Here is a 13,818-nt window from a genome sequence, read left to right as displayed (position 1 = left end):
GACACCGGCGCGGCGCTGCAACATTGGCGCGTGCAAAGCAACGCGCGGCAGCGCCGCGAGGGTGTCGGTTATTCGACGATGGCTAGGCGGACTCGTTCGGGGTGGTTGGTTAGGCGGGGGACGGCGAAGATGGCGTTGGCGGGGCGGCCGTCGTGGGTTACCGAATAGCGGACCAGGCGCCACTCCCCCTCGTCCCAGCTTTCCACCACATCTGAGCGCAGCAGCGCGCCGACCCTTCGGTAGGCGTCGCTTCGCTGAAGTTGCTGGATGGTGGCCAGCAGCGGCACCTCGTCGGAGGTTGCCTCCTGCAACGGATGTGTCAGGCGAACCTTGAGATGGCGAAACGGTGTCAGCCAGAAGCGGTCGAGGTCGGGGTTGACCGCGGCCAGCGCCACCGCGAGGGCCACGATGCCCCACCACGGCGCCGACAGCCCGGCCAGCGCGCCGACGCCGATCAGCAGTAGACCACCGGTGTAGGTGAAGCTGCGCCAGCCGATGGGAGTCTTGCGCGCGCTGGTGCACCCGCATGACGACTCCGGCGAAAGCACCCGGGTGTAGGCCAGGTAGGCGAGGAACGCCACGCACAGCGCGATGGCCGGAATCGGTGTCACCAACAGGCTGGCCGCGACCACCAGCTCGACGGCGCCGAGGGCACGAAATGCCTTCACCACATGGGTGGTGCCCACGAGCCGGCTCAGCCCGGACTGCGCCGCGGCAATGGGCGCCCGGCGTGACAGCAACTTGAAAGCCCCGGCCCACACGAGGGCGAAGCCAATGATGATCGTCATGGCGTTCAGACCGCGGCGTAGACGGTCGCGATGTCGATCTCGTTGGTGTCGGGTCGCCAGGCACCGATCACCTTGACGTGGCTGCCAACCTTCAGCAGCGACATGTCACTGATGGCCGGGGTGCCGTTGTAGACCGTGGCGGTCTTTCCGGGTACCACATGACCAATAATCTTGCTGCCGTAGTGCTCCATGTGCAGCATGTTGCGGCTCATCGCGGAGATGTGCACTTCGAGGTTGACGATATTTATCCAGATCGATTCTGCGGCCAGCATGCCGTCGGCGAGCCGCACGCCGCGGGCGTAAAGGCCGTCGCCAACCTGCGCGGAGTCGAAGCCGGTCGGCTGAAGCTTCCAGATGCTGGTGCCTTCGGTGGCCTGGATGCGATGGAAGACACCGTCCGAGCCGGTGACGAAAAGCTTGGTGCCGTTGATGCTCGTGATGCGGCCTTCCGCGAAGTTCGGGTCAACCGCGCCAGGCTCGACGTCCCAAGCCAGTGCGGCCAGCGCCTCTTCGGGCGCGAGCGATCCCAGGGCGGTCGCGCCGACGATGGTGGCCCCGCCAAGAACGGCGGCGGTGAACAGGCGGCGACGGTCCAATGTGGTATCCATGGTGGAGGTCTCCTTCTGCTCGCTACGGAACCGTGACGCGGGCCGGCCGCAGTCCGGTGGACAGGCTGGCTATCACGCTGTAGGCCGACGGCGTCAGATCGACGATGCGGTGACTGCCACAGTTGGCCCCGCAACAGCTTCGCTCCCCGCAGAAGCTGCGGGTGCGTGGGCCGCAGTCGGCGATGGAGGTGACGACCGAGGAACCGTTGCAAAGATTGGTGGTGCGGTGCTGGAAGCCGCAGGTGCGCCGGCTCATGCCCGTGATACCACACAGATCCGGCCTCGTGATGTCGAGGCAGGCCTGTGACGCGTTAGGCCAGGCGTGCTGCCGCGAGCCGGAATTGCAGGTGCCACAGGCACCGTGTCCGGTGGTGCCGCACGGCCCCCAGGCCGAACCGCAGCAGAACCACGACATTTCCCCAACGATTGTCATGTGGACATCTCCTCTCGGGGTCGTGAGATGCCCACCATCCTCGCCGGTGAAAACTAGCCACGTCAATGTATCGATTGAAGGAAATTTTTAACGAACGCTGCCGTCGCTGTCGAAAGTGACCAGGACGAGGCGCTGCGTGGCCCTGGTCAGAGCCACATAGAGATCGCTGGCACCGCGCGGTGAGCTGCTTTCGATGGCCTGCGGGTCCACCACGATAACGGTGTCGAACTCCAGCCCCTTCGCCTGGCGCACGGTGAGCGTGACGACTTCGCTCTCCAGGTCGACCTCATTGCTGTCGCGGCTCGCCACGATGACGGCCAGCCGGCCGCCGTCCAGGTTGGACGCCTCGCGAGCGATGAGTTCCGGCAACGCTTCGGCTTCAATGAAGATTTCCTCGGGGGGTACCCCGGTTTCGCGCACCGATTGCGGCGGCCTGGCCTGCGGCGCGATCCTGGCGAGCACCTTGGCCGCCACCTCCATGATCTCCGCCGGGGTCCGGTAGTTGACGGTCAGCTCCGCCTCGCGCCAGCGGCTGGCCACGTAGGGCGCGAAGACCGCCGACCACGAGCTGGCACCGGCCAGGTCTCCGGTCTGGGCGACGTCGCCGACCACGGTCATGGAACGGTTGGGGCTGCGGCGCATCAACAGCCGCCACGCCATCGGTGACAGCTCCTGGGCTTCGTCGACTATCACGTGGCCGAAGCTCCACTGCCTGTCCACGGCCGCGCGCTGGGCCGCGGTCAGGAATTGCTCGTCCACCTGGCGCTCGGCCAGCCGTTTGGCGTCGATGACGTCGGCGGCGATGAGCATCTCGGACTCTTCGTCAACCTCGATATCGGTGGACACCGAACCGGCCGTGATGTCGAGAACCCCTTCGGCGTAAGCGATCTGCTCACGGCGCAGGCGGGCGGCCAGCGCCTCGGCGTCGGCCTCGTCGACGCCGAGCAGCTCGGCCGCCTCGTCCAGCAGCGGTACGTCCGCCGGCGTCCAGCCGTGCTTGAGCGGGTCTGCGTGCAACAGCTCGATTTCGGCCTCGCTCAGGTGTCCCGCCGCGGCACGCAGCCGCCCGAAATCGGCGAGCAGCTCACCAACCAGCTGTTGCGGGGTCAGGCGCGGCCAATATTCGTCCAATCTGGACTCCAGCACGCGGTCGCGGCGGAGGTCCTTGCGGATCTCCGCGACATCGGCGTCATCGAGCAACAGGCCACCCGGGGCGTCGTCCCCGCCGAGCGGGTCGTCGGCGAACGGGTCGAACCCTTGCTTCTCCGCCGCCTGCTGGGCCAGCGCCGCGACGATCTCCTCCACGAAGACCGGCCGGGCCAGGTTGTGCGGCTTGCCGCTCCGGCGGGCCCTTTCCCTTGCCCTGCGGCAGGTTTCGGGGTCCAGCAGCAGGGTCTCCCGCTGATAGCCGAAGCCTTCGTGCTCATCGGTCAGCTCGATCTCGACCGGCTCATCGGGTACCGCCTGGCGATCGCTCAGCGCCTTGGAGAGCACCTCCACCATCGCGAGGCTGCCCTTGACCGCCGCCGCCTCCGGCGGCTCGCTGCGGCGAGCCTTCACGGTGGGGAAGAGATCGCCTAGGGTGCGCAGCAGCACACTGGTTTCGCCGAGCCCGGGCAGCACCTGGGAGATGTAGCTCAGGAACGTCTCATTTGGACCGAGGATGAGCACGCCGCGCCGCGTGAGCGCCTCACGGTGGGTGTAGAGCAGGTAGGCCGCGCGGTGCAGCGCGACCGCGGTCTTGCCCGTGCCCGGCCCGCCCTGCACCACGAGAATCCCGTTGAGGTCGGAGCGGATGATCCTGTCCTGCTCGGCCTGGATGGTCTCGACGATGTCCTTCATCCGCCCGGTGCGGGCGGAGTTCATCGCACCCAGCAGCGCGGCCTCGGAGGTGAGTCCCGGGTGCGTGGAGATCGGCGTTGCGGACAGGTCGAGTACCTCGTCGTCGATCCCGATCACCTCCCGCAGGCGGGTCCGGATGTGCCGACGGCGGCGCACGCCCTGCGGCGAGGCGGCGGTGGCCAGATAGAACGGGCGCGCCGCCGGAGCGCGCCAGTCGATCAGCAGAGGCTCGAAGTCGTTCTCGTCGTCAAAGAGCCCGATCCTGCCTATGTGCAGATGGTCTCCGCTGTCGTAGTCCAGCCGGCCGAAGCACAGTCCGTGCTCAGCCGCGTCCCATTGCCTGATCTGGTCGGCGTACATCGTGCTCGCCGAGTCGCGCTCCGACCGGGACTGATGGGTGCCACCCGATGGGGCGCGCAGCGACTCGCGAAGTCGAAGCACCGCGCTTTCCCGCATCGCGTCAAGGCGCGCGTAGAGCATGGCGACGGTCTTCTGCTCGGCGTCGATGTCATCTATTGACAAGGCGGCTCCCACTCGCTATTCTTATCCCCGAAGGCGCCTGTTTATGGCGTCTTCTTCCGTTGCCGGAACTGGTTAGTCTAGCGACTTCCACGGGCGAAGACGAGCCAGCCAAGCGACGACATTACGGCGGTGCTCGAGATAATCCTCACCCGACGCTGCGCCGGTCATACAGGGCTGCCGATGGCTGCACGTGGTTTGTCCATCCACAAAGGATAGTTCGTCCGTCGCGCTAGTCTTACCGCCGTGGTCGCAGCGCTGGAGCTTTATCTTGACGCCGTCGCGGAACGCCGGATCCGCAACCTCTGGGATGCGCTTGAGGAGTCGGGGGTACAGACCCTGCGCAACCTGACCCACGGCAAGCACCGGCCGCACGTCTCCCTCACCGGCGCCCCCGAGCTGGACGCCAACGCCGTGGCCAACGCCCTGTCGGGCTTGCCCGCGGCGCCGCCCCTGGAGCTCAAGTTCGACTTCATCGGCCAGTTCCTGGGCCGGGTGCTCTGGCTTGGCCCTACTCCCACAGCCGAGCTGCTGGCCCACCACGCGGAGGTTCATGAGCGGCTGGCCAAAGCCGGAGTGGGCGGCTTCGACCTCTACCGGCCGGGCAACTGGGTTCCGCATTGCACGCTGTCCATGCGGGTGCCGCTGCAGAAGATGACCGAGGCGATACGCCTTTGCCTCGACGTGATTCCGATCCCGGCCACGATCAGCGGGGCGGCGGTCGCCGACCACGCGAGAGGTCAGTGGCTTCGGCTAGGGTGAGGCCTCATGGGCCCCATTAGAGATGCTTACCTTCTCGCGGCCGCCTCCGCCGCGCAGCTGCTCGCTGACCCCGCCGTGGCCAACCTGTGGAACAAGCCGAGCGCTCTGGAGAGCTTCACGGTCAGCGGCCTGGCCGGTCACCTCGCCGGGCAGGTGCTCACGGTGCCCCGGCTGCTCAAGGCGCCGCCGCCGCAGGGCGAGCGGGTGTCACTGGTGGACCACTACGGCAAGGTCCTGTGGATCGACGCCGATGTCGACGCCGAGATCAATGTGGCAATCCGGCAGGGCGGCGAGAGCAACGCCAGCGATGGCGCCGCAATGCTTGCCGCGCAGACGAATGCGGCCGCGGCCGAGACGCGCGAGCTGCTGGCTGCCCAGCCGCAGGAAAGATTGGTAGAGCCACCCGCCGGCCCGTGGGCGCTCCTGCTCGACGATTTCCTGATCACCCGCATGATGGAGATCTCGGTGCATTCCGACGATCTGGCCTACAGCGTCGGCATCGACGCGCCGGCCCTGCCGCCAATCGTGCTGGAGCCGGTGCTCTCGCTGCTGACCAGCCTCGCGGTGCGCCGCCACGGCGCCAGTGCCGTGCTGCGGGCGCTGACCCGCGCCGAGCGCGCCCCACAGCTCATCAATGCGTTCTGAGCATGGTCCTGCTGGAAACGGAAAGGCTGACCCTGCGCGAGTTCACACCATCTGATGTGGACAATCTTTACGCGCTCGACAGCGATCCCGGGGTGATGCGCTTCATCAACGGGGGCAGGCCCACGCCGCGCGAAGAGATCGAAACCGAGCTGCTGCCACGCATCCTGCGCGAGGGCGGCAAATGGGCCGCGATCGAGCGGGCCAGCTCAGACTTTGTGGGCTGGTTCGCGCTCACCACCGTGCTCGGCGCGCGCAGCGAACGCGAGCTGGGCTACCGGTTGCGCACCAACGCCTGGGGCAAGGGCTACGCCACCGAGGGGTCGCGCGCCCTCATCCGCTACGGCTTCACCGAGTTGGGGCTGACCCGGGTGGTGGCCAACACCATGACCGTCAACGCCGGATCGCGGCGGGTCATGGAGAAATGCGGGCTGAGCTACCTGCGCACCTATCACCTGGCGTGGCCGGAGACCATCGAGGGCACCGAACTTGGCGACGTGGAGTACGAGCTGACGCGGGCCGACTGGGAGAATCAGTAGATCGACACGTGGACGTGGTTGGTGTGGTCGCCCGCGGGCGAGTCGCCGCACTTGGAGCCCGTCGAGTTGTACCGGTGCCAGCCCACGCCGACCTGCCAGATCTGGCAATACCAGACGACGTACATGACCCCGAGCGCGCTGGCGTTCTTCGCGAAGAACTCGGCCAGCCGGTCGCCGTAGACCTTGTTGGCGTCCTTGGCCGATTTATCGACGAAGCCGGTCGGGTAAGCGGCCCAGTCGCAGGCGCGACCCTTCGGGTGCTCATATTTGTCGCCGGGCCGGTAGCACGACACGTACCAGTTCCAGCCAAGCCGATGCGTTTCGTTGAGCATGTAAAGCGTGCGCGGCGTGATGCAGCCGTCGGCGGGTGTCGGATCGTCTTCCGAGCACGTCTCGCTGGGCCAGGTGCCGTCGGAGTTGCGCGGCGCGGGCCGGGCGGTGGGCAGCGTCGCCCAGTCGACGTTGGTTCTGGTGGCGGTGCCGCCCGCGGCCGCGAGCGCCTTCTCGGCTGCGGTCTTGCGCTTCTGCATCTCCGCGGTAGCCGCCGCCTGCTCGGCGATCTGCGCCTCGATGGCGATCTTGGAGTCGGTGGCGTTCTTCTTGGCGGCCAGATACGTATTTAGACTTCCTTGGTCACGCTGCGTCATCATGTCGATGGCGCGGGCACGATCGAGGAACGCGTCTGTCGTGGACGAGCTCAGCATCATGCTGATCACGCCGAGACGGCCGGTCTTGTAGGCCTCGGTGGCATATTTGGCCACACCGCCGCGCACCCGCGCCATCTCGGCCTCGGCCGAGCGCAGCTGCGCCTCATATTCGGCCTGCTTGGCTTTTGAGGCGTTGAGCTGGTTTTCCGCCTCGATGAAGCCGGCCGCGGCGGCCTCCAAGTTGGCCCGCAGCGTCACCACCGTCGGCGTGCCGCCTTCGTTGGGCGGTGCCGTCGGGGCGGGCTCGGCAGCCGCTGGCGTCGCCAGCCCCAGCACCAACGCGAAGACCGCTATGAGCGCCGGGGCGATGGACCGTCGGGGGCGGAGGGGCACCTTAAGGGTCACGGTCGGTCACGATACCGCAGTTCGCTGAGGGCCTCTACCTTCGCGGCCAAGGCACCAAAACGGATACCTCCTGCTGATACTTCGCGTAGTCGCTCCGTCGCGCAAGCGACCTGCGTTCCATGAGCGGGACGCTTATCCATAGGAAGAGGCCGACCATGGCCAGCGGGCCGATGATCGTCCACCACCAGTTCGGGGCGGCGGCGAGACCGAACAGCCACAGCCCCCACCAGAGCATGATCTCGCCCAGGTAGTTGGGATGGCGCGACAGCCGCCACAGCCCCACATCGACGGTCTTTCCACGGTTGGCCGGGTCGGCCGAGAAGCGGCGCAGCTGAAGGTCGGCGACGGTCTCCAGCCCGATCGCGACCACCATCACGATCACCCCGAGCACGTCGAGTACCCCGAAAGGGCGCCAGCCAATGATCGCGGGCCAGGCGGAAAGCAGGCCCAGGAAGACAAACAGGGTCGGCATCAACTGAATGCCGGTAAAGCTGACCAGCCACCACGGAGCCCGCCCGGTGGTGTCCTCGCGGATCTGCACGTAACGCCAGTCTTCCTGGCCCAGACCCGTCCAGCCGATCGCCCAGTTCGCCGTCAGGCGCACTGCCCACACCGTGACCAGACCCAGCATGAGCCAATGGCGCAGGCTGGCCGGAGGGTCCCCCTGTGACAGGTGCCAGACCAGCCAGCCGCCGATGATCAGCGGTGGGGCGACACTCCAATAGGGGTCGTAGAGGCTGGAATTGGCGACCACCATGGAAAGCAGGAAGATCGCCACGGTTCCGGCGATGTCGGCCCAGAACAACACGGTGATCGGGTGCCGGCCGGAGAGCATGGACGCGGCGGCGATGGCCGCCAGGAAAGCCAGGGCATAGGCGCCCACCACTATCGCGAAAGCCGTTGCGCGCGATCGGCCGGCGAAGTCGCGGCCGATCCGGTATGCACTGTCCGCCATCGGGCCAAGCTACTCCGCTTTCCCTTATTAGGAAACGGTTCTTTTCTCGCACCGAAATCTCGGGGAAACCAAATATGGATACGGTCATCGATGCGTTCCGCCCGGCTCTGGGTAGGGAGATCGACATGACCCAGTCCATCCTGGTTGTCGACTTCGGCAACTACGAGACCACCGCCGCCCTGGTCACCGAGGACCAGATCCAGGCGATCGCCTGCCCGCCCGCATGGAACTCCCATTTGGACATTCATTATCTGCGTACGGTGGTCGACGCCGCCACGACGGTGGCGCACTCGCCCATCGACCGGCTCTCGCTGACCATCCCCACCTCCTTCGGCCGTGACCCGGCCAAGCGCGAAGCCGTGGTGGCCATGGCCGCCGAGGCGGGCTTCGCCGACGTCGAACTCATCAGCGACTCGGTCGCCGCCATGCTCGACCCGCACACCCGACCCGAGCTGCCCGACGATGCGCTGGTGCTGCTCTGCGACCTGGGCGTCACCTGGTCGACCACCCTCATCCGGCTGCAGCCCGAACAGCCGCTGCAGCTGGCCGAGGAGACCGCGGCCGAGAGCCTCACCCGGGCCGGGCTGGACATCCTGACCGACTCGGCATTGCGCTGGCTCACCGCGAGTTGCCGGGCGATGGTGGCCCGGGCCAACCTCCATCTGTCCGAAGTCGACGCTGTGGTGCTCGTGGGCGGCGGGGCACGGCTGCCGATCGCGGGCCAGGTGCTGCATGCCGAGTTGGGACGGCCTGTCCTGCAACCGGCCGACCCCGAATTCGCCGTTGTTCGCGGCGCCGCCAGCTGGGCCGCCCAGGCGACCAACGGCCGAGCCATCAAGGCCACCCCGGCCGCGTGGCGGGTGGAGCCGCTCTCCTGGCCCACCCCGGACCGGGCGCGCGTGTTGCGCTGGCTCGTCGCGGAGGGCCAGCCTTATCCGCACGGCGCCTGTTTGGCTCAGGTCCGTACGCCCGACGATCGCGTCTACGACCTCACCGCGTTGCGCGAGGGCATCATGGTCGAGCACCGGGTCCGCTCCGGGGATTACCTCCCCTCGGGCACGATCGCGGCGATGGCCCGCTCGGCGATGCTCATCAGCAACGACCGTCCGACCAAACACCTGGCTCTGCAGGTCAGCGGCGAGTGGATGCTCACCGCCGATCGCCGGAACCTGGTGGAGTACGCCGATTCCGGCGCCTACGTGCGGATGCGGGCCATCAGCTCGGGCGCGGTCGTGGAGGAGGTGTGTCCGGTCACGACACCGCAACACGGCCGGGTGTTCGTGCGCCCCGGCGGGCAGCTGGCCCTGGTCTCCTGGGATGACGTGGGCCACTTCGCGGTCTGGGAGGTGCCGTCGGGAAGGTTGATGTCGCAGTTCCAGGCGAGCGCGACGCCGCTGTCGGTGCGGGTGCACGAGGGCGACTGGCGACTGGTGTCGGAGGTGGATCGCAAGGTCAGCGTGGGCCGGTACCGCCGCGATGTGGCCACCATGTGGGACCTGGGCACCGGCGCGGTGGTGGACGAGATCGTGGGCGACGATCTCGGCCGGCGCTTCACCGGCTTCGTCGATCGCAGCGCCCAGCACGGTTTCGCGGCCGAGGTGCGCAGCCCCGACGGCCGCCTGCGCGCCGGATCCACCCGCGTGGACGGGCACGCCGCGGTCTGGCTGCACCAGGCCGACACCGACGAGGAGCTCTTCCGCACCGACGTGGCCACCGCCGGCCAGGTCCGCTCAGCCTTCAGCGCCGACGGCCACTACCTCCTCAACCGCTGGTCCACCGCCCAAACCACCCGCCTAGATGTCTGGAAAATCTGACCCCCTCCCATGCAAGATTTCTAGAACACGTTCCAGTTGATCTTAGAACACGTTACAGTTTTGCCCATGAAGTTCACGCTGGGCGTCGCTCTGAACCCGTTGGAGCATTTGGTAGAGCTGGCTCGCACGGCCGAGGAGTGCGGCTTCGCTTCTATCGCCCTCCCCGACTCGATCTTCTTTTCGGAAGAGGTGGCCGCGGCGTATCCGTACACGCCGGACGGCAGCCGGTTCTGGAATCAGGACACCCCTTGGGTGGACCCACTGATCGCGGCGGCGGCGATGGGCGCGGCCACCAGCCGGATCCGCTTTTATACCCAGGTGCTCAAGCTCGGACCCCGCAATCCCGTGCTGCTGGCCCGCCAGGTGGGCTCGGTGGCCAACCTGACCGGCAACCGTTTCGGGCTCGGCGTCGGGCTGGGCTGGACTCCTGAGGAGTTCGAGTGGTGCGGCGCGCCGTTCACCGACAAGGGTGAGCGGGCCGACGAGTCCATCGAGATCCTGCGGCTGATTCTCGGCGGCGGCATGGTCGAGTTCCACGGCAAGCATTTCGGCTTCGACCGGCTGCAGATGAGCCCGGCGCCCAGCGAGCCGGTGCCAATCTACGTCGGCGGGCACACCGAGGCCGGGCTGCGCCGTGCCGCGCGCACGGGCGACGGCTGGACTTCGGCGATGATGCGCTTCAAAGAGCTGGTGCAGACCATCTCCCGGCTGGCCGAGCTGCGCGGCGAATACGGGCGGGCCGAGGTTCCGTTCGAGATCCAGGCGGTGTGCATCGACCGGTTCGGGCTGGACGGGTACAGGCAGCAGGCCGATGCCGGGGTCACCGACGCGATCGTGGTGCCGTGGCTGTTCTACGGCGCGGGTTTCGACGCCGATCTCAAGTCCAAAAAGGACGGACTTTACCGCTTCGCCGAAGAGGTCATCACCAAGATGGAGCCGACAGCATGACGACCGAACACCCGGCCCGCCTGGCCGCCCAGCGCTCGATGGACGCGGTGACCCGCGGCGCCAAGCAGGAATGGCTCGCCCTCTTCGCGCCGGACGCGGTCATCGAAGATCCGGTCGGCCCGTCCATGTTCGACGAGGAGGGCAAGGGCCACCACGGCCACGCCGGCATCTCCGCCTTCTGGGACATGGCCATCGCGCAGGCGGAACGCTTCGAGTTCGCGATCGCGGACTCCTTCGCGGCCGGTGACGAGATCGCCAACGTGGGAACCATCACCGCTTTCCTGCCCGGCGGCATGCGCGTGGACACCGATGGGGTCTTCGTCTACCGCGTCGGTGAGGACGGGCTCATCCGGTCGCTGCGCGCTTTCTGGGAAACCGAGCGCGCGTTCGCCACCATGCGTCCCGCCTAGCCGATCCGGAAGGCCACTCCCCGGGAGAACGCGCCGTCTCGCAACTCCAAGCGGGACAAGGCTTTGTCCTTGGCGGGCTGGTAGACCAGGGTGGCCACCCGCCGCTCCCCCGCGGCTACCGGCGCGGCGAACAGATCGCTGCTCCCGTTGGCGACGAACGACAGGACGGGATCGGCCCCGATCCAGTCTCCGTCGGCGTATTGCAGGCGCTGCAGGCGTGGTACCCACTGCTGCGGTGTTTTCGAGGTGTTGCGGAACGCCACCGTCGCCAGGCACTGCGGGCCGGCGTCGAGCTGCTGGCAGGCCCAGTGGTAGAGGGTGAACTCGACCTTGTCCGAGGAGGCGGGCAGCCCGAGGGTGAGGGCTGTCTGCTGACCCGACCAGCCCATCGCCTGGCCCGGCTGATCCTGCAGGTCGACGGCGGAACGCGCCCGCCCGGTCAGGTAGAGGAACGCGGAAGCGGAGATGACCACCACGGCGAAGGCGGCGACCCATCCGACTACGACATCGCGATGCTCACCGACAAAGCTCTTCAGCGCCGGCACCCAACGCGAGCGGCGCCGCAAAATCCAGAGGACCCCGCCCGCCCCCAGCCCCACCGCTATCACCAACAGCGCCAGCGGAATCCAGTTGGTACCAGCCCCGGCTTCGGTCGCGCCTACGGCCAGGTCGCCGGTGGCGCAGTCCAGGGTGCGCTTGGTGGTCACGTCCCGGATGCAGGCTGTGCTGCGGGTGGTGAACGAGCCGTTGAACGTGACGTCGCTGCTGATCGCCCGCGGCTGCTGGGGCGGAACCTCCACCAGCCAGGTGATGCCCTCCGGCTGCAGCTGCCCGGCGTCGGAGGCGGTGGCGGCCGAGGGCGTCTGCACGAACCGCTGGATCACCTCGACCTGCTGGGCGACCTCGAGGTTGTTGTGCACGGTCACCACGTAGCCGGTGCCGGAGGCGGTGCGTGTCAGTGCGTTGACCTCTATGGAGATCGGGGGGGCCGGCTGTTCGGGATTGGCCGACGCCGGCTGCGCGAGCAGGATGCCACCGGCGAGGGTTGCCAAAACAGCTGCATAATGCCTTGGAGTCACGTTTGTCGACTCTAGAAGGCGAATGGGATATTCGGCTGGCTTTCTGGAATTTGCCCCGCATCAAGGACTCGTCCGCTAAAGTGCCGCCGGCCCGTGACAGTCTAGAGGGCATGAGCCTCCACTCCGGACACGCGCTTTACGACTCGGCCTATGCCAAGGCGACCCGCGATGTGCAGGGCAACATCGTCGACGGCAAGCTGCTCGCCGGACGGCGCTGGGCCTCGGTGTGGACGCGCGACAGCTCCTACGCCATCGATCTGGGAACAGGCCTGGGCGTGCCGGAGATCGCCAAGACCACGATGCGCACCAAGACGAGCACCGACCCGCTGGGCGAGGTGTGGCACCAGGACTCGTGCCGCCACTTCGGCGGCTGGCCCAACCTCACCGACGCCATCGTGGGCGCGGTCGGCGCCTGGAGCACCTATCTGGCCAGCGGCGACGAGGAGTTCCTGCGATGGAGCTACCAGGTCACCGGCAACAGCCTCGCGCGGGCCGAACGCGACGCCTTCGACGCCGGGTCGGGGTTGTTCCGCGGCTGTTCCAGCTTCATGGAGTCCAACAGCGGTTACCCGTTCCGGTTCCACAGCAACGGGGCGCGGGTCAGGCGCACCAAGGCGCTGAGCACCAACCTGCTCTACCACCGCGGTTACACCCTCGCCGCGCGGATGGCGGAAATCTTCGGCGAGGATCCACAACCCTTTGCCGACAAGGCGCGCAGGCTTCAAGAATCCATAAACCTTCGTCTCTGGGTACCGGCCAAAGGCCTCTACGCCTACTACGAAAACGAGCACGGCCGCCCGTCCAGCCGAGCGGAAGGGCTGGGCGCGGCCCTGGCCGTGCTGTGGGGGGTGGCCGACGACGAAAGGGCCACCCAAATATTCAAGAATACGCATATCACTGGCCACGGCCTCCCGTGCCTCTGGCCGCGCTATCTGGCCTGGCTCTGGCATTTCAACGATGCCAACTACTACCACAACGGCATGGTGTGGCCGTTCGTGCAGGCCTACTGGGCACGGGCCGCCGCGGCCCGCGGCCAAACCGCGATCTTCGGCAACGAGCTGGCCCATCTGGCCAACCTGGCCGGGCGAGCCACCACTTTCCACGAGTTCTACCGGCCCTTCACGGGCAAGCCGGACGGCTCGGCCCGCCAGCTCTGGAGTGCTGCGGGCTATCTATCCATGATTCACCAGGGGCTGTTCGGGATGTCCTTCGACACGACCGGCATCACCTTCAGGCCGGTTCGGCCAGCGATCTTCCAACGGGTTGTGCTGCGCGGTTTCCGGTACCGAGAAATGGAACTGAATTTGGAAATCGACGGCGTTGGCGATCAGATGGTGTCGTTCGCGTTCGACGGCCATCTCCACGAGCCGGTCATCCCGCTCAACCTGACCGGCATCCACAAGGTGTCGATCCTGATGGGTGTTTGA

Annotated in this window: 14 protein-coding genes; 7 read left to right on the top strand and 7 right to left on the bottom strand. The window is 67.2% G+C overall.

Annotated features, from left to right (window positions below):
• Positions 1 to 68: 68 nt before the first annotated feature.
• From Rhe02_RS19200 to Rhe02_RS19185, 4 genes are all read right to left on the bottom strand, one after another.
• Positions 69 to 788 (bottom strand): MauE/DoxX family redox-associated membrane protein, encoded by a 720-nt coding sequence (locus Rhe02_RS19200; protein ID WP_203909633.1) that lies wholly within the window; start codon positions 786 to 788, stop codon positions 69 to 71.
• A 5-nt stretch (positions 789 to 793) separates the two neighbouring features.
• Positions 794 to 1,396 carry a DUF5666 domain-containing protein gene (locus Rhe02_RS19195; RefSeq protein WP_203909632.1) on the bottom strand — a complete coding sequence of 201 codons (603 nt, stop codon included), beginning with the start codon at positions 1,394 to 1,396 and terminating at the stop codon, positions 794 to 796.
• A gap of 22 nt (positions 1,397 to 1,418) precedes the next feature.
• Positions 1,419 to 1,829, bottom strand: coding sequence for an RlpA-like double-psi beta-barrel domain-containing protein (locus Rhe02_RS19190; RefSeq protein ID WP_203909631.1), 411 nt, complete (start codon positions 1,827 to 1,829; stop codon positions 1,419 to 1,421).
• A gap of 87 nt (positions 1,830 to 1,916) precedes the next feature.
• A complete protein-coding gene (locus tag Rhe02_RS19185) occupies positions 1,917 to 4,193 on the bottom strand; it encodes a HelD family protein (RefSeq protein ID WP_203909630.1) in 2,277 nt (758 codons plus the stop codon).
• A gap of 243 nt (positions 4,194 to 4,436) precedes the next feature.
• On the opposite strand from Rhe02_RS19185, the gene Rhe02_RS19180 reads away from it, so the two are divergent.
• From Rhe02_RS19180 to Rhe02_RS19170, 3 genes are read left to right on the top strand one after another with little or no spacing between them, the layout of a single operon-like run.
• A complete protein-coding gene (locus tag Rhe02_RS19180; RefSeq protein ID WP_203909629.1) occupies positions 4,437 to 4,952 on the top strand; it encodes a 2'-5' RNA ligase family protein in 516 nt (171 codons plus the stop codon).
• 6 nt (positions 4,953 to 4,958) lie between these two features.
• Positions 4,959 to 5,597 (top strand): maleylpyruvate isomerase N-terminal domain-containing protein, encoded by a 639-nt coding sequence (locus Rhe02_RS19175; RefSeq protein WP_203909628.1) that lies wholly within the window; start codon positions 4,959 to 4,961, stop codon positions 5,595 to 5,597.
• A 2-nt stretch (positions 5,598 to 5,599) separates the two neighbouring features.
• A complete protein-coding gene (locus tag Rhe02_RS19170; RefSeq protein WP_203909627.1) occupies positions 5,600 to 6,133 on the top strand; it encodes a GNAT family N-acetyltransferase in 534 nt (177 codons plus the stop codon).
• Here the strand turns inward: Rhe02_RS19170 and Rhe02_RS19165 are convergent.
• Positions 6,127 to 7,185, bottom strand: a complete 1,059-nt coding sequence (locus tag Rhe02_RS19165; RefSeq protein WP_239123914.1) for a coiled-coil domain-containing protein — start codon at positions 7,183 to 7,185, stop codon at positions 6,127 to 6,129. The two genes, Rhe02_RS19170 and Rhe02_RS19165, sit on opposite strands and share 7 nt — an antisense overlap.
• A 34-nt stretch (positions 7,186 to 7,219) precedes the next feature.
• Complete coding sequence (locus tag Rhe02_RS19160; protein ID WP_203909626.1) at positions 7,220 to 8,140, bottom strand: DUF1295 domain-containing protein; 921 nt, start codon at positions 8,138 to 8,140, stop codon at positions 7,220 to 7,222.
• Between the two features lie 125 nt (positions 8,141 to 8,265).
• Between Rhe02_RS19160 and Rhe02_RS19155 the strand changes: the two genes are divergently transcribed.
• The 3 genes from Rhe02_RS19155 (at position 8,266) to Rhe02_RS19145 (ending at position 11,312) form a co-directional block, all read left to right on the top strand.
• Entirely contained in the window at positions 8,266 to 9,954 is a 1,689-nt protein-coding gene (locus Rhe02_RS19155; RefSeq protein WP_203909625.1) for an Hsp70 family protein, read from the top strand.
• A 66-nt stretch (positions 9,955 to 10,020) separates the two neighbouring features.
• Positions 10,021 to 10,902 (top strand): TIGR03619 family F420-dependent LLM class oxidoreductase, encoded by an 882-nt coding sequence (locus tag Rhe02_RS19150; protein ID WP_203909624.1) that lies wholly within the window; start codon positions 10,021 to 10,023, stop codon positions 10,900 to 10,902.
• The gene (locus Rhe02_RS19145) at positions 10,899 to 11,312 is read left to right on the top strand and encodes a nuclear transport factor 2 family protein (RefSeq protein ID WP_203909623.1); all 414 of its coding nucleotides are present in this window, start codon (positions 10,899 to 10,901) and stop codon (positions 11,310 to 11,312) included. The genes Rhe02_RS19150 and Rhe02_RS19145 overlap by 4 nt, the downstream gene beginning before the upstream one ends.
• On the opposite strand, the gene Rhe02_RS19140 is transcribed toward Rhe02_RS19145, so the two are convergent.
• A complete protein-coding gene (locus tag Rhe02_RS19140; protein ID WP_203909622.1) occupies positions 11,309 to 12,391 on the bottom strand; it encodes a hypothetical protein in 1,083 nt (360 codons plus the stop codon). The two genes, Rhe02_RS19145 and Rhe02_RS19140, sit on opposite strands and share 4 nt — an antisense overlap.
• Before the next feature lie 110 nt (positions 12,392 to 12,501).
• Here Rhe02_RS19140 and Rhe02_RS19135 point away from each other — a divergent pair, with 110 nt between their 5' ends.
• Entirely contained in the window at positions 12,502 to 13,818 is a 1,317-nt protein-coding gene (locus Rhe02_RS19135) for an MGH1-like glycoside hydrolase domain-containing protein (RefSeq protein WP_203909621.1), read from the top strand.

Origin of the sequence: Rhizocola hellebori, assembly GCF_016862955.1 — a bacterium.
Classification (GTDB): Bacteria; Actinomycetota; Actinomycetes; order Mycobacteriales; family Micromonosporaceae; genus Rhizocola; species Rhizocola hellebori.
This window is presented reverse-complemented; position numbering and strand designations above follow the sequence as displayed.

Coding starts and splice junctions, on each gene's coding strand:
- Rhe02_RS19200 (WP_203909633.1), bottom strand. CDS start 788: ATGACGATCATCATTGGCTTCGCCCTCGTGTGGGCCGGGGCTTTCAAG.
- Rhe02_RS19195 (WP_203909632.1), bottom strand. CDS start 1,396: ATGGATACCACATTGGACCGTCGCCGCCTGTTCACCGCCGCCGTTCTT.
- Rhe02_RS19190 (WP_203909631.1), bottom strand. CDS start 1,829: ATGACAATCGTTGGGGAAATGTCGTGGTTCTGCTGCGGTTCGGCCTGG.
- Rhe02_RS19175 (WP_203909628.1), top strand. CDS start 4,959: ATGGGCCCCATTAGAGATGCTTACCTTCTCGCGGCCGCCTCCGCCGCG.
- Rhe02_RS19170 (WP_203909627.1), top strand. CDS start 5,600: ATGGTCCTGCTGGAAACGGAAAGGCTGACCCTGCGCGAGTTCACACCA.
- Rhe02_RS19160 (WP_203909626.1), bottom strand. CDS start 8,140: ATGGCGGACAGTGCATACCGGATCGGCCGCGACTTCGCCGGCCGATCG.
- Rhe02_RS19155 (WP_203909625.1), top strand. CDS start 8,266: ATGACCCAGTCCATCCTGGTTGTCGACTTCGGCAACTACGAGACCACC.
- Rhe02_RS19150 (WP_203909624.1), top strand. CDS start 10,021: ATGAAGTTCACGCTGGGCGTCGCTCTGAACCCGTTGGAGCATTTGGTA.
- Rhe02_RS19145 (WP_203909623.1), top strand. CDS start 10,899: ATGACGACCGAACACCCGGCCCGCCTGGCCGCCCAGCGCTCGATGGAC.
- Rhe02_RS19135 (WP_203909621.1), top strand. CDS start 12,502: ATGAGCCTCCACTCCGGACACGCGCTTTACGACTCGGCCTATGCCAAG.